This window comes from Agrococcus baldri (assembly GCA_900114805.1).
Classification (GTDB): domain Bacteria; phylum Actinomycetota; class Actinomycetes; order Actinomycetales; family Microbacteriaceae; genus Agrococcus; species Agrococcus baldri.
Map to the genome: position 1 here is coordinate 407,769 of FOZN01000002.1, position 18,511 is coordinate 426,279.

The following is an 18,511-nucleotide window of genomic DNA, read 5'->3' on the forward strand; positions in this document are numbered from 1 at the left end:
ACGAGCGAAGGAGCAGCATGGCGATCAGCACGGGCGACGACACCGCGACCCGCTGGCACGGCACCGAGGGCGACCCGGTCGTGGTGGTGCTGCACGACTGGAACGGGCGCCTGCCCTGGGCCGAGTCCTTCGGCGCTCGGCTGGCGGCGGAGGGATTCCGGGTCGCCGTGCCCGATCTCTACGACGGCCGCAGCTCGACCGCCGACGCCGACGCGCGGGTGCTGCTGAAGGAGCGCACCGCCGACATGGATGGCGCGCACCGCATCGTGAGCGAGACGATCGGCGAGGCCCGCGCGCTCGGCAGTCCGGCGGCCGCGCTGGTCGGCTTCTCGATGGGCAGCATGATCGCGCTCGAGTACGCGGCGCAGGGCTCGGTGGATGCGGTGGTCGCCTACTACGGCTCGGCGCGCGACGTGCGCGTGCCGCTGCGGGTGCCGGTGCTGTTCCAGCTCGCCGAGCGCGACTCCTGGCGCGGCAGGGAGTCGCCCACCGCGATGCGGGAGCGGCTGGCCGGCGAGGGCTTCGACGGGGTCGAGATCCGCCACTACGCGGGCGCGGTGCACGGCTTCCAGAACGAGCAGGTGGCTCAGAAGTTCAGTGCGGATGCGTCGGCCGCGGCCTGGGAGGCGACACTCGCGTTCCTGCGCGCGCACCTGCTCGGCCCGGTCGCGAGCTGACGTCCGGGCGGGCGCACGCGCTCGAGGCGGTCCCGAGCTGATGACCGGGCCGCCTACGCGATGAAGCTCTCGCGCAGCATGCGGCCGAGCGCGGCGTCACCGCCGGAGAGCGCGGCGCGCTGCCGGGTCGCGCCGTTGCCCTCGGTGCGGACGCGCGCCAGGAGCGCATCCACCCGCTGCTCGTCCTCCGCGGCGCGCAGCGCCGGCCGCGCGGCCTCGACCATGCGGTCGATCACCTCCCACGCGGGCGCGAGCCGGGCGGTGGTCGGGTCGACGAGCCCATCGTCGAGGCCGTGCCGGGCGGCGTGCCAGATGGCCGCGTCGACGAGCTCCGGCTGGGCGGCGGCCTCCGCGTGCGGCAGCCCGCCCGCCGCGGCGACCTCGACGAGCGCCCGCGACAGCAGCGCCGTCGCGACGGTCTCGCCCGCCGAGAGCTGCGCGTCGAACAGCCGCAACTCGATCGTCGGCCAGCGCTCGGCGAGCCGCATCATCCACGCGAGCGAGGCCGTGTCGAAGGTGGTGCCGACGCCCACCAGCGCCAGGATGCGCCGCTCGTAGTCCTCGGCGTCGGCGAAGATCGGCGGCGCCGAGGCGGTCGTGAAGCGGCGGCCGATCATGGTGCGCCAGCTGGCGAAGCCGGTGTCGGCGCCGGCGAAGCTCGGCGAGTTGGCGGTCAGCGCGAGCAGCGGCGCGAGCCAGGGGCGCAGTGCCCGCATGATCGCGACGCCCTCCTCGCGCGAGGCGATCGCGACGTGCACGTGCAGGCCCTGGATCTGGTGGTCGGGCCGGATGGCGCCCAGCTCGGTGTCGAAGCGCAGGTAGCGATCGCCCTCGGCGGTGCTCGAGGCGCCGCGGCCGTGGGCGGTGCCGACGCTCGCGGGGATGAGGCTGCGTCGGGCCGCCGCCTGGCTCAGCACGTCGCGGAACGCGCGCACGACCCGCTCGGCCGCGTCGCCGTCGGCGAGCACCGGCGACGAGAACTCCAGCTGCGCGCGCAGGAACTCGTGCGTGATCCAGCTCGCGCTCGCGTCGAGGTCGACGAGCTCGCCGATCACCTCGTCGGCGACGTCGATCGGCGAGAGCGTGTCGGGCTCGAGCAGGATGACCTCCTCCTCGACGCCGATCGTGCGAGGGCTGGCCTGGGTCGGCCGGGGGTCGATCATGCCCTGGATTGTCCCCGACCTCCCTCGCGCGAGGCTGAGAATCCGCCCCTGGCGCCCGGTGGCCGCGTGGGAGACAGTAGGCGCATGCGAGCGATCTGGAAGGGCTCGATCACCTTCGGGCTGGTCAACGTGCCCGTGAAGCTGTACTCGGCGACCGAGGAGCACGACCTGCAGCTGCACCAGGTGCACGACGCCGATGGCGGCAGGATCCGGTACCAGCGCAAGTGCGAGGTGTGCGGCAAGAAGATCGAGTACGCGCACATCGACAAGGCCTACGACGACGGCGAGCAGACGGTGGTGCTCACCGACGAGGACATGGAGGCGCTGCCGGCCGAGAAGAGCCGCGAGATCGAGGTGATGGAGTTCGTGCCGAACGAGCAGATCGACCCGATCCTGTTCGAGCGCAGCTACTACCTCGAGCCCGACTCGAAGAGTCCGAAGGCCTACATGCTGCTGCGGCAGGTGCTCGAGGAGACCGAGCGCACCGCCGTCGTGAAGCTCTCGCTGCGGCAGCGCACGCGGCTCGCCTCGATGCGGGTGCGCGACGGCGTGCTGACGGTGCAGACCATGCGGTGGTCCGATGAGGTGCGCGCGGCCGAGTTCGAGAGCCTCGACGCCGACATCACCGTCGGCAAGCGCGAGATGGAGCTGGCACGCTCGATCGTGCGCGACCTCGAGGCCGACTTCGAGCCCGAGCAGTACGTCGACGAGTACCAGGAGCAGCTGCACAAGCTGGTGGAGGCGAAGCTCGAGCAGGGCGACGCGCTCGACACCGCCGCCACCTTCGGCGAGGCCGAGGAGGGCGAGGGCGCCGAGGTGATCGATCTGCTCGAGGCGCTGCAGCGCTCGGTCGAGAAGAAGCGCTCGGGCGGCAAGGGTGAGGCGGATGCGTCGGGCTCGGCCGCGAAGGGCACGGCCAAGCAGAAGGCGGCCAAGCAGGCGGCCGCCGACGGCGAGTCGACGACGAAGAAGGTCGCGACCAAGAAGCCGGCATCGAAGAAGTCGGGCGCCAAGAAGTCGACCGCGAAGAAGTCCGCCGAGAAGAAGCCGGCGGCCAAGAAGAAGTCCGCCTGACGTGGCGGCGGCCGAGCGCATCACCGTCGGCGGGCGCACGCTGCGCTTCACGAACGGCGACAAGGTGCTGTACCCGGCGACCGGGACGACCAAGCGCGACGTGCTCGAGTACGTGCTGCGCGCATCCGAACCCCTGATCGCCCACGCGGCCGGCCGCCCCGTCACCCGCAAGCGGTGGCCCGACGGGGTCGGCACGGCGCGCAAGCCCGGCAACCTGTTCTTCCAGAAGACGCTCGAGAAGGGCGCGCCCGACTGGATCGAGACCGTCGAGCAGCGGCACTCGACCGGGCCCAAGCAGTACCCGCTGCTGACCGAGGCCGGGACGCTCGCCTGGATGGCGCAGATGGGAGCGCTCGAGCTGCACGTGCCGCAGTGGCGGATGGTCGACGGCGAGAAGGCGAACCCCGACCGGCTGGTGCTCGACCTCGACCCGGGCGAGGGCGCCGACCTCGACGACTGCGCGCGGGTGGCGCTGTGGGTGCGGGAGCTGCTGACCGATATCGGGCTCGAGCCGTTCCCGCTCACGAGCGGCTCGAAGGGCATCCACCTCTACGCGCGGCTCGACGGCACGGTGACGAGCGAGCAGGCGAGCGAGGTGGCGCACCAGCTGGCGCGCTCGCTCGAGCAGATGCACCCGGACGAGATCGTCAGCGACATGAAGAAGTCGCTGCGGCGCGGCAAGGTGCTCATCGACTGGAGCCAGAACTCGGCCTCGAAGACGACCGTCGCGCCGTACTCGCTGCGCGGGCGGCTGCGGCCGAGCGTCGCGGCGCCGCGCACATGGGACGAGGTGGAGGCGGGCGGGCTCGAGCAGCTGGAGTATCAGGAGGTGCTCGCGCGACTGGAGCGCGACGGCGACATCATCGCCTCGCTCGACCCGCCGCCGGATCGGCTCGCGAAGTATCGCGGCATGCGCTCGGCCGCCCGCACCCCGGAGCCCGTGCCCGCAGAGCCCGCGACCCCGGGCGAGGGCACCTCGTGGGTGATCCAGAAGCACCAGGCGAGCCGGCTGCACTACGACTTCCGCCTCGAGCAGGAGGGCGTGCTCGTGTCATGGGCGGTGCCGAAGGGGCTGCCGGCCACCGCGAAGCAGAACCGGCTCGCGGTGCAGACCGAGGACCACCCGCTCGAGTACGGCTCGTTCGCGGGCACCATCCCGAAGGGCGAGTACGGCGCCGGCAAGGTGGAGATCTGGGACGCCGGCGACTACGAGCTCGAGAAGTGGCGCGACGACGAGGTGATCGGCACGCTGCGCGGGCGACCCGACGGCGGGCTCGGCGGCGAGCCCTACCGCTTCGCGCTCATCCGCACCGACGCGGCGAAGCGGCAGTGGCTCGTGCACCGCATGAAGGAGCAGGACCCGGTGCGCGATGCGCGCAAGAAGGGGTATGCGCCGCCGGCCGGCTCCGGCGCGGCGGGGGCTGCGGACGGCGAGGCGGCGAGCGGCAAGGCAGCGGGCGGCAAGGCGGCGGGCGGCAAGCGGCTCGCGGGCAAGAAGGCGGGGGCCAAGGGCGACCGCCCGACCGACCTGCGGCCGATGCTCGCGGCCGCCGGCGACGCATCCGACATCGATGACGAGCGCGAGTGGTCGTTCGAGGTGAAGTGGGATGGCTGGCGGGCGATCGTGCAGAAGGTCGGCGACCCGGCGAGCGGTGGCTCGCTGCGGCTGCTGAGCCGCAACGGTCGCGACCTCTCGGCGGCGTTCCCCGAGCTGGTGGAGGCGCTCGCGAACGGCGTGCGCACCGGCGACGCGGTGCTCGACGGCGAGATCGTGGTGCTGCACCGCTCCGGACCCGCGCGCGGCGCGGCGAGCTTCGAGGCGCTGCAGGATCGCGCCGGGCTCAGTGGCCGGCAGGCGGCACGTGCCGCGAAGGAGTCGCCGGCGACCATCATGCTGTTCGACCTGCTCGAGGTCGGCGGGGAGCGGCTCGTGCAGCAGCGGCTCGACGAGCGGCAGTCGCACCTCGATGACCTCGTGCACGAGAGCGCGCGGGTGAAGATCTCGAAGCCGCTGCGCGGCTCGCTCGAGCGCATCCTCGAGGTGACCGCCGAGCGCCGCCTCGAGGGCGTCATCGCCAAGCGGCACGACAGCCGCTACCGGCCCGGCGCCCGCTCGACCGACTGGCTCAAGCTGAAGCACCAGCTGATGCGCGAGGTGGTCGTGGTGGGCTGGCTCGAGGGCAACGGCTCGCTCGCCGGCACCGTCGGCTCGCTCGTGCTCGCGCTGCCGGGCGAGGGCGGGCGGATGCGCTACGCCGGCCGCGTCGGCACGGGCTTCTCGAGCGCGGACCGGGATCGGCTGCGCGACCAGCTGCGGGCCCGCACCACCGTTCCTGCGATCGACGGGCTGCCGGCCGATGTGGCGCGGAAGGCCCGCTGGGTGCGGGCGGCCGTCGGCGAGGTCGAGCACACCGAGCAGACCGCCGCCGGCGCGCTGCGGCATCCGGTCTGGCGCGGGCTGCGGCCCGACAAGTCGCTGGCGGATCTCAACCCGGAGTAGCCGCTCGGGCGGGCGCCGCACGTTCAGGGAGCGGCGAGGCGCTCAAGGAGGGTGCGGCGCGCTCAGGGGAAGCGGCGCACGGTCGCGGCGGTCAGGCCGCTGGGCGGGCCGGCGAACCAGTCGATCGCCGCCGCCTCGACGTCGAGCGACGCCGTCAGCAGCGTCGACCAGCGCTCGGCGAACGCCGCGTCGGGCGCGGCGACGACGCACACGGGGGCGTCCGCGCCCGCGGAGCCGCACATCGCGCCGGCCATCGCCACCGCATCCGTCGCCGCCATGATCGGCTCACGCTGCACGAGCGTGTGCAGCAGCCGCCGCCAGGTGGTCGAGCTCGCCCGGGCCGCCTCACCCTCGGCGAGCGCAGGGTCGAGGTAGTGGTTCGTGTGCGCGAGGAAGCCGCCGTCGGGCTCGACGACGCCGACACCGGCGGGCGAGAGCTCGAGGCTCGCGGCCCGCGCGTGCCTGCGCTCGCTCTCGCCCTCGATGACCGTCAGCACGGTCGAGGCGCCCAGCGGCGCGCTGCGCGCGATGGCGATCGCCTCGTCGAGATCGCGCGCCTCGTCGAGGATGCGGCGCATGACCACGTGCACCGGAACGCCCACCGCTGAACGGTCGGAGCGGTGGTGGAGGATGTTGAAGTGCACGCCGAGGCCTGGTGAGCCCGGCTGGCGGGCGACGCCGATCTTGCCCAGCATGCCGGCCTCGGCGAACGTGCGCACGACGCGGCCGCCGACGAGCCCCTCGAGCAGTACGGCGGTCGGCACGAGGTCGCCGTTCCAGTCCCAGGTCTGCAGCGTCTGCGGGTGCCGGCCGGGATGCAACGCGACGACGGTCGAGCACTCCGTCGGCGGTGCCGGGGCATGCGAGAGGATCTCGGTGCGGGCGTTGAGCAGCATGAGGTCGAGCAGCGGCACACCGGCGCCTGCGGCTATGCCGTCGAGCTCGGCCGCCTGCTCGGGCGCCCATACTCTCGTCGGCGCGATCGAGGCGGCGGCGATCTCCTCCGCGACACCGGCCGGCACGCCGAGCGTCGCGTACGCCTGCCGATAGCGCTCGATCACGTCGCGCACGTGGACGGCCACGGAGGTGCCGTAGGCCTCCCCGCGTGACTGCGGCGACGCATCCGTCAGTCTCAGCTCGATCACCCGCATGCCACTGATGGTGCCACCACGCCGAGCAGCGGTCGAGACCACCGCGCTTCATGCATCTTTCATGCATCTGCGGTAGCCTCGGGTCATGAGCAGCGAGATCATCCAGGTCCGCGATGTCCCGGCCGAGGACGCGCAAGCGCTGCGCGCACGCGCGGCCGCCCGCAACATGTCGCTGTCGAGCTACCTGCGGGATCTGATCCACGATGATGCGTCCCGCCCAGTGATGAGCGAGGTGCTGGCGCGCATCACGGCCCGCGACCACATCGAGGCCAGCGGCGACGACGTCCGGTCGTTCATCGACGACGGCCGGCGGTGAGATGACGGTCGTCGACGCCTCGATCGTCGTGCGCCTGCTGCAGAACCGGCGCGACGACGTCGAGCTGCGCAACCGCTTCAGCCGACAGCGGCACATCCATGCGCCGGCGCTCATCGATGCAGAGGTGACCTCGGCGGTCCGCGGTCTGCTGATGACTTCCAAGCCTCTCGTCCAGATCACCGTCGAGCGCGCGCAGCAGATGCTCGACGACTTCGCTGATCTGCCTCTACTGCGCTACCCGATGCAGCCGCACCAACGACGGGTGCTCGCCCTGCGAGACAACTTCACCGCGTACGACGCGTTCTACCTGGCGCTCGCGGAGTCGCTCACCATGCCGCTGCTCACAGACGATCGGAAGTTTGAGAGAGCCCCGGGCCAGACGGCCGTGATCGAGACCTGGCCCTAGGCACGAGCAGGATGCATCCGTGCGAACCTGGTCCTCGCCGTCCGCGACCGCGTCGCGCAGCGGTCGAGGCCGTCATCACCCCGCCGCCTGCGGCAGGATGTGCGCATGACCACCGACCTGCTGGATCTCGAGTCGCTGCTGACCGACGAGGAGCGCGCAACGCGGACGCGCGTGCGCGGGCTCGTCGATCGCGAGATCAGGCCGCACATCGCCGACTGGTTCGAGCGGGCGCACTTCCCGCGTGAGCTGGTGCCGAAGCTCGCGGCCGAGGGGCTGCTGGGCATGCACTTGACCGGGTACGGATGCGAAGGGCGCTCGGCCGTGGAGTACGGCATCGCGATGCAGGAGCTCGAGGCGGGCGACAGCGGCATCCGCACGTTCGTGTCGGTGCAGGGCTCGCTCGCGATGACGGCGATCTTCAAGCACGGCTCGGAGGCGCAGAAGCAGGCGTGGCTGCCGCGGATGGCGCGCGGCGAGGCGATCGGCTGCTTCGGGCTCACCGAGCCGAACGCGGGCAGCGACCCGGGCGCGATGCAGACCTTCGCGCGCCGCGACGGCGACGACTGGGTGCTCGACGGCGCGAAGCGCTGGATCGGCCTGGCGTCGATCGCCGACGTGGCCGTCATCTGGGCGCAGACCGACGAGGGGGTGCGGGGGTTCCTGGTGGAGACCTCGAGGCCCGGCTTCACGGCGACGCCGATCGAGCCGAAGCTGTCGATGCGGGCGTCGATCCAGTGCGACATCGCGCTCGAGGGCGTGCGCGTGCCGGAGTCGATGCGGCTGCCGGAGGCGCGCGGGCTGCGAGCGCCGTTCGAGTGCCTGAACGAGGCGCGCTTCGGCATCGCCTGGGGTGCGCTGGGCGCCGGGCGCGATGCGCTCGAGACGGCGCTCGCCTACGCCGGTGAGCGGGAGGTCTTCGGCCGCCCGCTCGCGGCCATGCAGCTGACGCAGGCGCGGCTGGCCGAGATGGTGCTGTCGCTGCAGCAGGCGCAGCTGCTCGCGCTGCACCTGGGCCGCCGCAAGGACGCCGGGCAGCTGCGGCCGCACGAGATCTCGATGGGCAAGCTCGCCTCCTGCCGCACGGCGATCGACATCTGCCGCGAGGCTCGCGCGATCCTGGGCGGCAACGGCGTCTCGCTCGAGCACTCCCCCATGCGGCACGCCGCCAACCTCGAGAGCGTGCGCACCTACGAGGGCACCGACGAGGTGCACACGCTCGTCATCGGGCAGGCGCTGACGGGGCTGGCGGCCTTCCGCGGGTGACGGCGCCCGATCAGCCCGTCCACAGCACAGCGCCGATGACGGCCTCGAGGGGCACGGGGCCGAAGTCGCGAGAGTCCGTCGAGAACTCCCGGTTGTCGCCGAGGACGAAGACGTGATCGGCGGGGACGCGCAGCCGCCCGAAGAACGTGCCGTCGACGTGCCCGTGGTCGACGTACGGCTCGCGCACGGCGACCCCGTCGACGTACAGCACGCCGTCTTGCACAGCCACGGTCTGACCTGCGACTGCGACGACCCGCTTGAGCATGCTGTGCCCGTCCTCAGGGCTGCGGAAGACCACCAGTTGGCCGGGATCGGCACCGACCGGCGGCGGCTGCCACCGCGAGACCAGCACGGTGCTGCCCTGCATCACGGTCGGCTCCATGCTGTCGGAGGAGACCGTCAGCGGTTCCATCACCCACAGCCGCAGGCCGACGACCGCGACCGCTCCCAGCAGCACCGCAGCGGTGATCCTGACCGGCGTCGACGTGCTCAGCGTCCGTCGTCCCATGAGGGTGGGGCCGCCGTCATCGGGTCGTTCGGGTCGTACTGGCCGTCGACCAGGCCGACGCTGAACTGGGCCATCATGTCGAAGTCCTCGTGCGGCAGGTTGTGGCAGTGCAGCATGTACTTGCCGCGATGCGGGCCGAACTTGACGAGCAGCCGCACGGTCTCCTCCTCGCCGACGTAGACCGTGTCCTTGGGTCCCTTCTCGTGCGCGAAGGGGACCTTGCCGTTGCGGCTGAGGATCTGGAAGTCGACCAGATGGAGATGCATCGGGTGGTGCCAGCCGCCCGAGCTGTTCTCGAACTCCCACGTCTCGACCGCGTTGAGAGCGGGGTTGGCGATCACCCTGCGGAAGCCGCTTGCGACCACATCCGCCCACGTCTCCTCGCTGATGCTGAACTCGTTGGTGACGTCGTGGTGCTTGAGCCGGAACCTGCGGGTCTTCGTCGACTGGGCAGGGGTGAGGGACATGATCTCGCTGCGCTGGAGCGTCGTCGGGATGGTGTTCCAGGTGGGATCACCGGTGTTCACCGCCGCATCGACCACGTCGAAGGCCATCACCTTGTCCGTGTGGTCGTAGTCGCGATTGTTCTCGTTGGAGAGGTTGCGCAGCACGATGCGCTGGCCGGGGCTGAACTTGCGGAAGTCGATGAGCACCTCGTAGCGCTCGCCGCTGGCGAGGCGGAAGCTCGAGACCGGCTGCGCGACGGGCACGAGGCCGCCGTCGGTCGCGACCACCGTCATGGCGTCTCCGGTGCTCAGCGCCAGCCGCAGCGAGCGCGAGACGCATGCGTCGAGGATGCGGAACCGGTAGACGCGGCGCTGCACCTGCATCACCGGCCAAGCCCTGCCGTTGACCAGCATGACGTCGCCCCACAGGCCGGAATGGTCCCGGTCGTCGTAGGCCAGGAAGCCGTTCGAGGCGAACATCGCATCGCTGATCGTGAGCGCCACGTCGAACTGCCCCTGCGGCAGGACCTGCCGCTCGAACGGGTCGTGCACGTGGTACTGCGCCGCGAGCCCCGCATAGACGTTCATCGCCGTCTTGTGGACCGCGTGGTCGTGGAACCAGAGCGTCCTCGCCTGCTGGCCGTTCGGGTAGTGGTAGTCCTTCCTGAACCCCTGGTTCACGACCTCGCTCGCGTAGCCGTCGAACTGCGGCAGCGACGCCGAGCCATGCAGGTGCGTGGATGTGGAGAGCACGTGGCCGTCGATCGGGTGCCTCGCGGGAAGCTGGTTCCGCACGCGCAGCACGGCCCGCGTGCCCCGCTCGATGCTGATCGTCGGGCCGGGGAAGATCCCGTTGTAGCCCAGGATGGGCGTCGTCAGCCGAGGCAGGATGGCCGCGACGGCCGCCATCTGCGTCACGGTGTAGTAGTTGACCGGGGCACCGTCGATCGGGTCGAAGCCCGTCGACCGGGGCCGCAGGATGGGCGCCTGCGCGAACGCCGTGCGGAACGGGCGAGGCATGTCCGCATCGCGCAGGCGGCTGGCGGACTTCGCATCGACGCTGCTGAGCGGAACGGTCACCGCAGCCGCTGCGCCGAGCGCGCCGAGCCCGCCGAACAGCAGGAACTGACGCCGAGTGAGTGTCATGCGTGCCTCCTTGCACTCCGACAGCCGTCAGCGGCCCTCTGCCGCCGACATCAACGTTCCGGTAGGTGGTGCGCCGTCCCCAGCGCCAGGCGGCCGCCGTGCTCGCCCTCGAGCGTCAAGGCCACCGCCGTGTTGGGTATCTCGTAGACGAGCGTGGCGCTGACGACGCTGCCCTGCCGCGCCTCGGCCACCTCGGGAGAGGCCCAGAGGACGTCGAGGCGATCCGACCCGAGTCCCAGGATCGTGTAGTCGTCAGCGGAGAAGGCGATGCCCTGGGCGTCCATCGCCGTCAGCTCCAGCTCGACGCGCACCAGGTGACTGCCGGCTGGAACGGGCTCCATGAGCACCGCGGCGGCATCGACCGGGAGCCATCCGTCGCTCTCGAGCGGGATCACCCCGTTGACGCGCGCGAGTCCGCCGGGCACGACAGCCGCGGCGCCGAGGTGCGCGGCCGGCTCGCTGTTCGCCATGTGACCGACGAGGATGCCCGAGCCTGCGCCGATCACCATGAGCAGGGCGGCCGCGAGCAGGATGCGGGGCTGGCGGAGCCGCGCGCTCAGAGACTGCGGGGCCCGCTGCTTCGGGGGTCTCGGGGGATTCGGAAGCTCCTGCTGAGGAGCGGAGATCGCCACGCGAACACTGTTACGCACCAGCCTTTCGAACGAGCGCGCACCAGCGTCAGCGTTCCCGCAGGATCTCGCGCACGGAATCGTCAGGCGGCGCCTCGAGGTTCAGCGCCTCAGAGGTTCAGCGCCTCAGCGGTCCAGCGCCTCCCCGGAGGGCACGGCGGCAGGAGCGCCAGCTACCGCAGCAGGTGCTCGAGCACCTGCACGACGCCGTGCTCGCGATTGCTGGGCGCGCGGTAGCGGGCGACCGCGGCCACATCGGGGTGCGCGTTGGCCATCGCGAAGGTCCAGTCCGCGTCGGCGAGCATGCCGAGGTCGTTGAGGTAGTCGCCGAAGACCACGGTCTGCGCGGGCGTCACACCGAGCTCGCGCTGCAGCGCCTCGACGCCCAGTCGCTTGTCGACCGTGTCACGCGTCATGTCGGCCCAGTGGGGCGAACCGATCATGATCCGGTGCCCCGCGGGCGCCGGCTCGATCCAGTGCGCGGCGGCGCTCGTCGAATCCGTGCGCAGCGCGTACATCGCGAGCTTGAGCACGTCGTCGGTGTGCGCGAGCAGGTCATCGACCGACTCGAGCGCCACGTGGTACTTGTGCGCCTGCTCGACGAACTCGGCATCCCGCGACTCGATCGATGCGACCTCGCGCCGGCTCACCACGAGGCCGAGCTCGCCCTCCGTCTCCCGCACGCGGTGCACGATCTGCCGCAGCGCATCCGCCTCGACCGTGGTTGTTCCGATCACCTCGCCGTCGTGCGTGACGATCGCGCCGTTCTCGGCGATCGACGAGAGGGTGCCGGCGCGCTCGAAGACATGCTCGAGCGTCGCGAGCTGCCGCCCGCTCGCGGGCGCGAACGCGATCCCGCGCTCGTGCATGCGCTCGAGCAGCGGCCAGAAGGTGTCGGGCACGCGGCCGTCGGCGTCGAGCAGCGTGCCGTCCATGTCGGCGACGACGAGCCGGATGTCGAGGTTCCGCGGCAGCTCCCGCCAGTCAGCGGCCACTCAGCGGGCCCGCGTGACGTCGAACGCGTGGTGCTCGAGGTCGTGCAGCGCGTACTCCAGCAGCGTGCGCACCGTGAAGACCGAGCCGTTGGACCGCCTGCCTGTGCGATCCCACGCGTCGGTGGGTACCGCATCCGCCGCATTGGCCAGGCTCGCGGCGGCGAGGTCGAGCGCGGCGGCCACGTGCTCGGGGTCCTGGCTCGCGTAGTCGCCATCGACGGCGGCCCGATCCTGATCCCAGTTCGCGAACTCGGGGTCGTCCTCGTGCAGCAGCTGGTGCAGCCGCGTCTCCATGACGCCGCACACGTCGCGCACGTGCGCCGCGTACTCGAGCGGCGACCAGGTGGCGTCGTCGGGACGCTCGGCGACGGCCTCGCCGTGCAGCCGCTGGTGCATCGCGGCGGCGGCGTGCCGGATGCGGCGGCCGAGGTCGTCGCGATCGACCTCCAGCGGGTCGAACCCGCACTCGGGGCAGCGCTCGTGCAGCACCCATGTCCAGTCCTTGGTGTCGGGCTCGATCGGCATGCCTCCACCATCCCACGCGGCCGGCCGCCGCCGCACGGATCATCCGCAGGGATGACCCGCTCTGACCGATGGGCGGATGCGGCGGCCGGCCCGCGATTCGTAGCGTCGAAGGCAGACGGATCGCCCCCGCACGGAGGGCGGCCGACCGCAGAGGTGTGAGGAGCCCACCATGGACATGTTCGACCTGCTCGGCACGATCGCGAACGCCGCGCTCGCCACCCTGGCGCTCGCGACCGCGACGATCGTGGTGCTCGGCGGCGCCGTGATCGTCGGCGCGTGGAGTCTCGGCGCTCTGGCCCGACGGTTGCGCCAGAGCTGAGCGCGCCGGCGGCCTCCTCCCGGCCGCGCTGCCGCGCTTCAGACGGCTCCTTGGTTCCGCAACACGATTATCGGGCTCGCGGTACCACCTGCCCGTCTGACCGGCGGCGACCGGTGAGAGAGCGGCGCGACCGACGCGACGAGCGCCGGCGGACGGGCGCCGCCGGTCGTGCGCCAGCAGCCGACGCGACGTACGGCGACGGTGCGCGCTTGCACGCGCATCCGCTCGCCCGTACTGTATTCCTGAACGATCGGTCACTAATTCCGGTCCGCTCGCGATCCCAGCGATCGTCACCGCGATGACGCAGTCAGGAGTCCCATGCCAGAGGCCCTTCTCGTCGGCGGCGTGCGCACTCCCGTCGGCCGCTACGGCGGCGCGCTCGCGGGTGTGCGCCCCGACGACCTCGCCGCCCTCGTGGTCGCCGAGGCCGTGCGCCGCGCCGGCGTCGACCCGGGCGCGATCGACGAGGTGATCCTCGGCGGCGCCAACCAGGCCGGCGAGGACAACCGCAACGTCGCCCGCATGGCCACGCTGCTCGCGGGCCTGCCCGACGAGATCCCGGGCATGACCGTCAACCGGCTTTGCTCCAGCGGCATGTCGGCGATCATCATGGCCTCGCAGATGATCCGCGCTGGCGACGCCGACATCGTCATCGCCGGCGGCGTCGAGTCGATGACGCGCGCCCCCTGGGTGCAGGCGAAGCCCGCGAAGCCCTGGGCCAAGCCCGGCGAAGCCTTCGACACCTCGATCGGCTGGCGATTCACGAACCCCCGGCTGCTCGAGCGCGACAAGGCCACCTTCTCGATGCCCGAGACCGCCGAGGAGGTCGCGCGCGTCGACGGCATCACCCGCGAGGAGGCCGACGCCTTCGCGCTGCGCTCGCACGAGCGCGCGATCGCAGCGATCGACGCGGGACGCTTCGACGACGAGATCGTCGCGGTGCCGACCCGCGCCGGCGAGGTGACGGACGACGAGGGCCCGCGGCGGGAGACGACGATGGATGCGCTGGCGCGCCTCCGCCCCGTCGTCACTGGTGGCTCCGTGGTCACCGCGGGCAACGCATCCAGTCTCAACGACGGCGCATCGGCGATCATCGTCGCCAGCGACGCGGCCGTCGAGCGGCTCGGGCTCGCGCCGCGAGCGCGCGTCGTCGGCGGCACGAGCGCGGGCATCGCGCCGGAGATCATGGGGCTGGGGCCCGTGCCGGCGACCGAGAAGCTGCTCGCGCGCACCGGGCTGTCGATCAGCGACCTGGGCGCGGTGGAGCTCAACGAGGCCTTCGCGACGCAGTCGATCGGCACGATCCGCAGGCTCGGCCTCGATGACTCGCTCGTCAACGCCGACGGCGGCGCGATCGCGCTCGGCCACCCGCTGGGCTCCTCGGGCTCGCGCCTCGTGGTGACGCTGCTGGGCCGCATGGAGCGCGAGGGCGCCGGCCGGGGCCTGGCGACCATGTGCGTCGGCGTCGGCCAGGGCACCGCGATCATCCTGGAGCGCGTGTGATCGCCCCGGCTGCGAATCTCAACGTGTCAGGTGGTCGCTCGCCGCGATATATGCGCCTATCGACCGCCTCACACGTTGAGATCGGGGCGGGGCGATGAGCGCCACCCTGCGCATCGAGGAGCACGACACGCACGTGCTCGCCACCCTCGACCGGCCCGAGAAGCGCAACGCCATCGACCAGGAGCTGGTCGACGCGCTGCACGCGCTCTGCGCCCGGCTCGAGGTCGAGCGCCGCACGCTCGTGCTCACCGGCGCCGGCGGCTCGTTCGCGGCGGGCGCCGACATCGCGCAGCTGCGCGCGCGCCGCGCCGCCGACGCGCTCGAGGGCATCAACACCCGCTGCTTCCAGCGCATCCGCGCCCTGCCGATGCCCGTGATCGCCGTGCTCGACGGCTACGCGCTCGGCGGCGGGGCCGAGCTCGCCTACGCCGCCGACATCCGCATCGGCACGCCGACGCTCACGATCGGCAACCCCGAGACGGGCCTGGGCATCATCGCCGCCGCCGGCGCCACCTGGCGGCTGCCCGAGATCGTCGGCAGCGCGCTCGCCAGCGAGATGCTGCTCACCGGCCGCATCCTGGGCGCCGACGAGGCGCTCGCCGCCGGCCTCGTCAGCGCTGTGCTCGAGCCAGCGGCTGCGCTGGCCCGGGCCACCGAGCTGGCCGAGCGCATCGCGACGCTCGACCCCGCCGCCACGCAGGCGACCAAGCGCGCGCTGCTCGCGCCCGCGAGCGCCCACCCGGCGATCGAGCTGAGCGAGCAGTCGGTGCTGTTCGAGAGCGACGAGAAGCAGCGCCGCATGACCGAGTTCCTCGAGAGGCGCAAGCGATGACCGACACCACGCAGGCAGACGACACCGACGCCGTGGTCGGCGCGGGCGCCCCCGAGCGCGTCGGCGTGCTCGGCGGCGGCCGCATGGGCGCCGGCATCGCGCACGCCTTCGTGCTCGCCGGCAGCCAGGTCGTGATCGTCGAGCGCGACGAGGCGGCGGCCGACGCCGCCCGCGAGCGCATGACCGCGAGCTTGAGGAAGAGCGTCGAGCGCGGCTGGTCCGAGCCGCTGGGCGAGCTCGAGGGCCGCATCAGCGTCGCCCTCGAGACCGCCGCCTTCGCCGACAGCGGCCTCGTCATCGAGGCCGTGCCGGAGGACGAGGGGCTGAAGACGGATGCGCTGGCGCGCGTCGAGGCCGTCCTGTCCGACCGCGCGGCGCTGGCGAGCAACACCTCCTCCATCTCCATCGACCGGCTGGCGGCGGGTCTCGCCCGGCCCGAGCGCTTCCTGGGCCTGCACTTCTTCAACCCGGTGCCCGCATCCGCCCTGGTGGAGATCGTGCTGGGCGAGGCCACCGAGCCGCGGCTGGCCAACGACGCGCGCGCATGGGTCGAGGCGATCGGCAAGACGCCCGTGACGGTGCACGACGCGCCCGGCTTCGCCAGCTCGCGGCTCGGCGTCGCGCTGGGGCTCGAGGCGATCCGGATGGTGGAGGAGGGCGTCGCGAGCCCCGGTGACATCGACGCCGCCATGGAGCTCGGCTACAAGCACCCGGTGGGCCCGCTGCGCACCACCGACATCGTGGGGCTCGACGTGCGGCTCGGCATCGCCGAGCAGCTGCACGAGCACCTGGGCCCCCGCTTCGCGCCGCCGCAGCTGCTGCGCGACATGGTCGCCGAGGGCCGCCTCGGCAAGAAGGCCGGCCGCGGCTTCTACACGTGGGACGACTGAACGCCAGATGGAGACGACGATGACCCGACTGCTGCCCAGCTACATCCAGGACGCCTGGTGGGAGCCCGCCGACGCGAGCGACGCGACCGTCGTGCGCGACGCATCCACCGGTGACGAGGTCGTGCGCGTGAGCGCCAGCGGCCTCGACACTGCGGCCGCGCTCGAGCACGCCCGCACGATCGGCCAGCACAGCCTCGCGCCGCTCACCTTCCACCAGCGCGCGATCCTGCTGAAGCAGTTCGCGCTCGCGCTCACCGAGCGCAAGCAGGAGCTCTACGAGCTCAGCTATCGGGCCGGCGCCACCAAGCAGGACTCCTGGGTCGACATCGACGGCGGCATCGGCGTCCTGTTCACCTACTCGTCGAAGGGCCGCCGCGAGATGCCGCAGTCGACGATCTACCTCGACGGCCCGGTCGAGCCACTCTCGAAGGACGGCTCGTTCCTCGCCCGCCACATCTGCACGACACTGCCCGGCGTCGCGGTGCAGATCAACGCCTTCAACTTCCCCGTCTGGGGCTCGCTCGAGAAGCTCGCGCCCGCGTTCCTCGCCGGCATGCCGACCATCATCAAGCCCGCGACCCCCACCGGCTTCGTCGCCGAGCACATGGTGCGCATCCTCGCCGAGTCGGGCCTGCTGCCCGCCGGCGCCATCCAGATCGTCAACGGCTCGGCCCGCGACCTGCTCGACCACCTGCAGCTCGGCGACACCGTCGGCTTCACCGGCTCTGCCACGACTGCCGACAGCCTGCGCCGCCACGACGCCGTGCAGGCCCGCGGCGTCAGGTTCACCGCCGAGACCGACTCGATCAACGCATCCGTGCTCGGCCCCGACGCGGCGCCTGGCACCCCCGAGTTCGACGCGTTCGTGCGCGGCCTGGTCACCGAGATGACTTCGAAGGCCGGCCAGAAGTGCACGGCGATCCGGCGCGCGATCGTGCCCACGGGCATGACGGATGCGGTGGCGTCGGCCGTGCGCGACCGCATCGCCGCGAAGGTGGTCGTCGGCGACCCGCGCGGCGAGGGCGTCACCATGGGGCCGCTGGCCTCCACCGAGCAGCGCGACGAGGTGCTGCAGCAGGTCATGAAGCTGCGCGAGGGCGGCGGACAGATCGTGGTCGGCGGCGACCCCGGCCACGTCACGCTCGCCGACGGCACGCTGGCCGAGGCGCCCGAGGGCAGCGCCTTCGTCGCGCCGACCCTGCTGGCGTTCACCGATGCAGAGGCGGATGCGCTGCACTCGGTCGAGGCGTTCGGCCCGGTCTCGTCGCTGGTCGAGTACGGCTCCCCCGAGCAGGCCGCCGAGCTGGTGGCCCGCGGCGGCGGATCGCTCGTGACCTCTGTCGCGTCGCACGACGGCGTCTTCGTGGCGGAGCTGACCCGCCGCATCGCCGCGCACAACGGCCGCATCCTGCTGCTCGACCGCGACGACGCGCGCGCCTCCACCGGCCACGGCTCGCCGCTGCCGATGCTCGTGCACGGCGGGCCCGGCCGCGCGGGCGGCGGTGAGGAGCTCGGCGGCATCCGCTCGGTGCTCCACCACATGCAGTGCACCGCCATCCAGGGCTCGCCCGCCATGCTGACGGCGGTCACCGGGGTCTGGCACCAGGGCGCTCCCTCGTCGACCGAGGGCGCGCATCCGTTCCGGAAGTCGCTCGCGGAGCTCGAGATCGGCGACCAGGTGGTCAGCGAGCGGCGCGAGATCACGCTCGACGACATCGAGCACTTCGCCGAGTTCACCGGCGACACCTTCTACGCCCACATGGACCAGGCGGCGGCCGAGGCGAACCCGTTCTTCCCGGGCCGCGTCGCGCACGGCTACCTGCTGCTGTCGTTCGCCGCCGGCCTGTTCGTCGAGCCGGCGCCCGGCCCCGTGCTCGCGAACACCGGCCTCGACAACCTGCGCTTCATGACGCCCGTCTCCCCCGGCGACACGATGCGTGTGACGCTCACCGCGAAGCAGATCACGCCGCGCGAGACCGACGAGTACGGCGAGGTGCGGTGGGATGCGGTGCTCACCAACCAGAACGACGAGGTCGTCGCGCAGTACGACCTGCTGACCTACGTGGCGAAGACGCAGCAGCCGGTCGTCGAGTAGGCCCGTAAGGCCGCATCGAAACGACATCTGGCGCGCGCGCCGCCACGGGTGTACACCGTCCCTGACGAGGGAG

18 protein-coding genes are annotated in these 18,511 nt (G+C 72.1%); 11 read left to right on the plus strand and 7 right to left on the minus strand.

Translation table 11 applies throughout. The annotated features are described in order from the left end of the window. Positions 1-17 precede the first annotated feature (17 nt). On the plus strand, positions 18-677 hold the full coding sequence (locus BM288_RS06120) for a dienelactone hydrolase family protein (RefSeq protein ID WP_092916954.1): 660 nt from the start codon (positions 18-20) through the stop codon (positions 675-677). A 53-nt stretch (positions 678-730) separates the two neighbouring features. Here the strand turns inward: BM288_RS06120 and BM288_RS06125 are convergent, their stop codons facing one another. Continuing rightward, positions 731-1,840 (minus strand): carboxylate-amine ligase, encoded by a 1,110-nt coding sequence (locus tag BM288_RS06125; protein WP_092916956.1) that lies wholly within the window; start codon positions 1,838-1,840, stop codon positions 731-733. An 84-nt stretch (positions 1,841-1,924) separates the two neighbouring features. Here BM288_RS06125 and ku point away from each other — a divergent pair, with 84 nt between their 5' ends. Together ku and BM288_RS06135 are read left to right on the plus strand one after the other, a co-directional pair. Continuing rightward, positions 1,925-2,914, plus strand: coding sequence for a non-homologous end joining protein Ku (gene ku / locus BM288_RS06130; RefSeq protein WP_318255366.1), 990 nt, complete (start codon positions 1,925-1,927; stop codon positions 2,912-2,914). A 1-nt stretch (position 2,915) separates the two neighbouring features. Next, positions 2,916-5,414, plus strand: coding sequence for an ATP-dependent DNA ligase (locus tag BM288_RS06135; RefSeq protein ID WP_318255367.1), 2,499 nt, complete (start codon positions 2,916-2,918; stop codon positions 5,412-5,414). Positions 5,415-5,476: 62 nt separating this feature from the next. Here BM288_RS06135 and BM288_RS06140 read toward each other — a convergent pair whose 3' ends face one another. Further along, on the minus strand, positions 5,477-6,565 hold the full coding sequence (locus tag BM288_RS06140) for a C45 family autoproteolytic acyltransferase/hydrolase (RefSeq protein ID WP_092916960.1): 1,089 nt from the start codon (positions 6,563-6,565) through the stop codon (positions 5,477-5,479). Positions 6,566-6,650: 85 nt separating this feature from the next. Here BM288_RS06140 and BM288_RS06145 point away from each other — a divergent pair, with 85 nt between their 5' ends. The 3 genes from BM288_RS06145 to BM288_RS06155 all read left to right on the plus strand — a co-directional run bounded on the left by BM288_RS06145 (position 6,651) and on the right by BM288_RS06155 (position 8,550). Further along, positions 6,651-6,881: a hypothetical protein gene (locus BM288_RS06145; RefSeq protein ID WP_092916962.1), complete on the plus strand. Its 231-nt coding sequence runs from the start codon at positions 6,651-6,653 to the stop codon at positions 6,879-6,881. Position 6,882: 1 nt separating this feature from the next. Beyond that, positions 6,883-7,287 (plus strand): type II toxin-antitoxin system VapC family toxin, encoded by a 405-nt coding sequence (locus BM288_RS06150; RefSeq protein WP_092916964.1) that lies wholly within the window; start codon positions 6,883-6,885, stop codon positions 7,285-7,287. 105 nt (positions 7,288-7,392) lie between these two features. Further along, the gene (locus BM288_RS06155; RefSeq protein WP_092916966.1) at positions 7,393-8,550 is read left to right on the plus strand and encodes an acyl-CoA dehydrogenase family protein; all 1,158 of its coding nucleotides are present in this window, start codon (positions 7,393-7,395) and stop codon (positions 8,548-8,550) included. A 10-nt stretch (positions 8,551-8,560) separates the two neighbouring features. Here the strand turns inward: BM288_RS06155 and lepB are convergent, their stop codons facing one another. From lepB to BM288_RS06180, 5 genes are all read right to left on the minus strand, one after another. Next, positions 8,561-9,058: a signal peptidase I gene (gene lepB, locus BM288_RS06160; protein WP_092916968.1), complete on the minus strand. Its 498-nt coding sequence runs from the start codon at positions 9,056-9,058 to the stop codon at positions 8,561-8,563. Further along, positions 9,040-10,650, minus strand: coding sequence for a multicopper oxidase family protein (locus BM288_RS06165; RefSeq protein ID WP_092916970.1), 1,611 nt, complete (start codon positions 10,648-10,650; stop codon positions 9,040-9,042). Before BM288_RS06165 ends, lepB begins: the two co-directional genes overlap by 19 nt. Before the next feature lie 50 nt (positions 10,651-10,700). Next, positions 10,701-11,282 carry a hypothetical protein gene (locus BM288_RS06170; RefSeq protein WP_092916972.1) on the minus strand — a complete coding sequence of 194 codons (582 nt, stop codon included), beginning with the start codon at positions 11,280-11,282 and terminating at the stop codon, positions 10,701-10,703. Positions 11,283-11,452: 170 nt separating this feature from the next. Next, positions 11,453-12,274 carry an HAD-IIB family hydrolase gene (locus BM288_RS06175; protein ID WP_318255368.1) on the minus strand — a complete coding sequence of 274 codons (822 nt, stop codon included), beginning with the start codon at positions 12,272-12,274 and terminating at the stop codon, positions 11,453-11,455. Beyond that, positions 12,275-12,799, minus strand: coding sequence for a DinB family protein (locus BM288_RS06180; protein WP_092916974.1), 525 nt, complete (start codon positions 12,797-12,799; stop codon positions 12,275-12,277). A gap of 169 nt (positions 12,800-12,968) precedes the next feature. On the opposite strand from BM288_RS06180, the gene BM288_RS14440 reads away from it, so the two are divergent. The 5 genes from BM288_RS14440 (at position 12,969) to paaZ (ending at position 18,438) form a co-directional block, all read left to right on the plus strand. Next, positions 12,969-13,118, plus strand: coding sequence for a hypothetical protein (locus tag BM288_RS14440; protein WP_177220277.1), 150 nt, complete (start codon positions 12,969-12,971; stop codon positions 13,116-13,118). Positions 13,119-13,436: 318 nt separating this feature from the next. Further along, a complete protein-coding gene (locus tag BM288_RS06185) occupies positions 13,437-14,621 on the plus strand; it encodes a thiolase family protein (protein ID WP_092916976.1) in 1,185 nt (394 codons plus the stop codon). Between the two features lie 94 nt (positions 14,622-14,715). Continuing rightward, positions 14,716-15,453: an enoyl-CoA hydratase/isomerase family protein gene (locus tag BM288_RS06190; RefSeq protein ID WP_092916978.1), complete on the plus strand. Its 738-nt coding sequence runs from the start codon at positions 14,716-14,718 to the stop codon at positions 15,451-15,453. Next, positions 15,450-16,343 (plus strand): 3-hydroxyacyl-CoA dehydrogenase family protein, encoded by an 894-nt coding sequence (locus tag BM288_RS06195; protein WP_092916980.1) that lies wholly within the window; start codon positions 15,450-15,452, stop codon positions 16,341-16,343. Before BM288_RS06190 ends, BM288_RS06195 begins: the two co-directional genes overlap by 4 nt. Before the next feature lie 19 nt (positions 16,344-16,362). Beyond that, positions 16,363-18,438: a phenylacetic acid degradation bifunctional protein PaaZ gene (gene paaZ, locus BM288_RS06200; protein ID WP_092917758.1), complete on the plus strand. Its 2,076-nt coding sequence runs from the start codon at positions 16,363-16,365 to the stop codon at positions 18,436-18,438. Positions 18,439-18,511 lie beyond the last annotated feature (73 nt).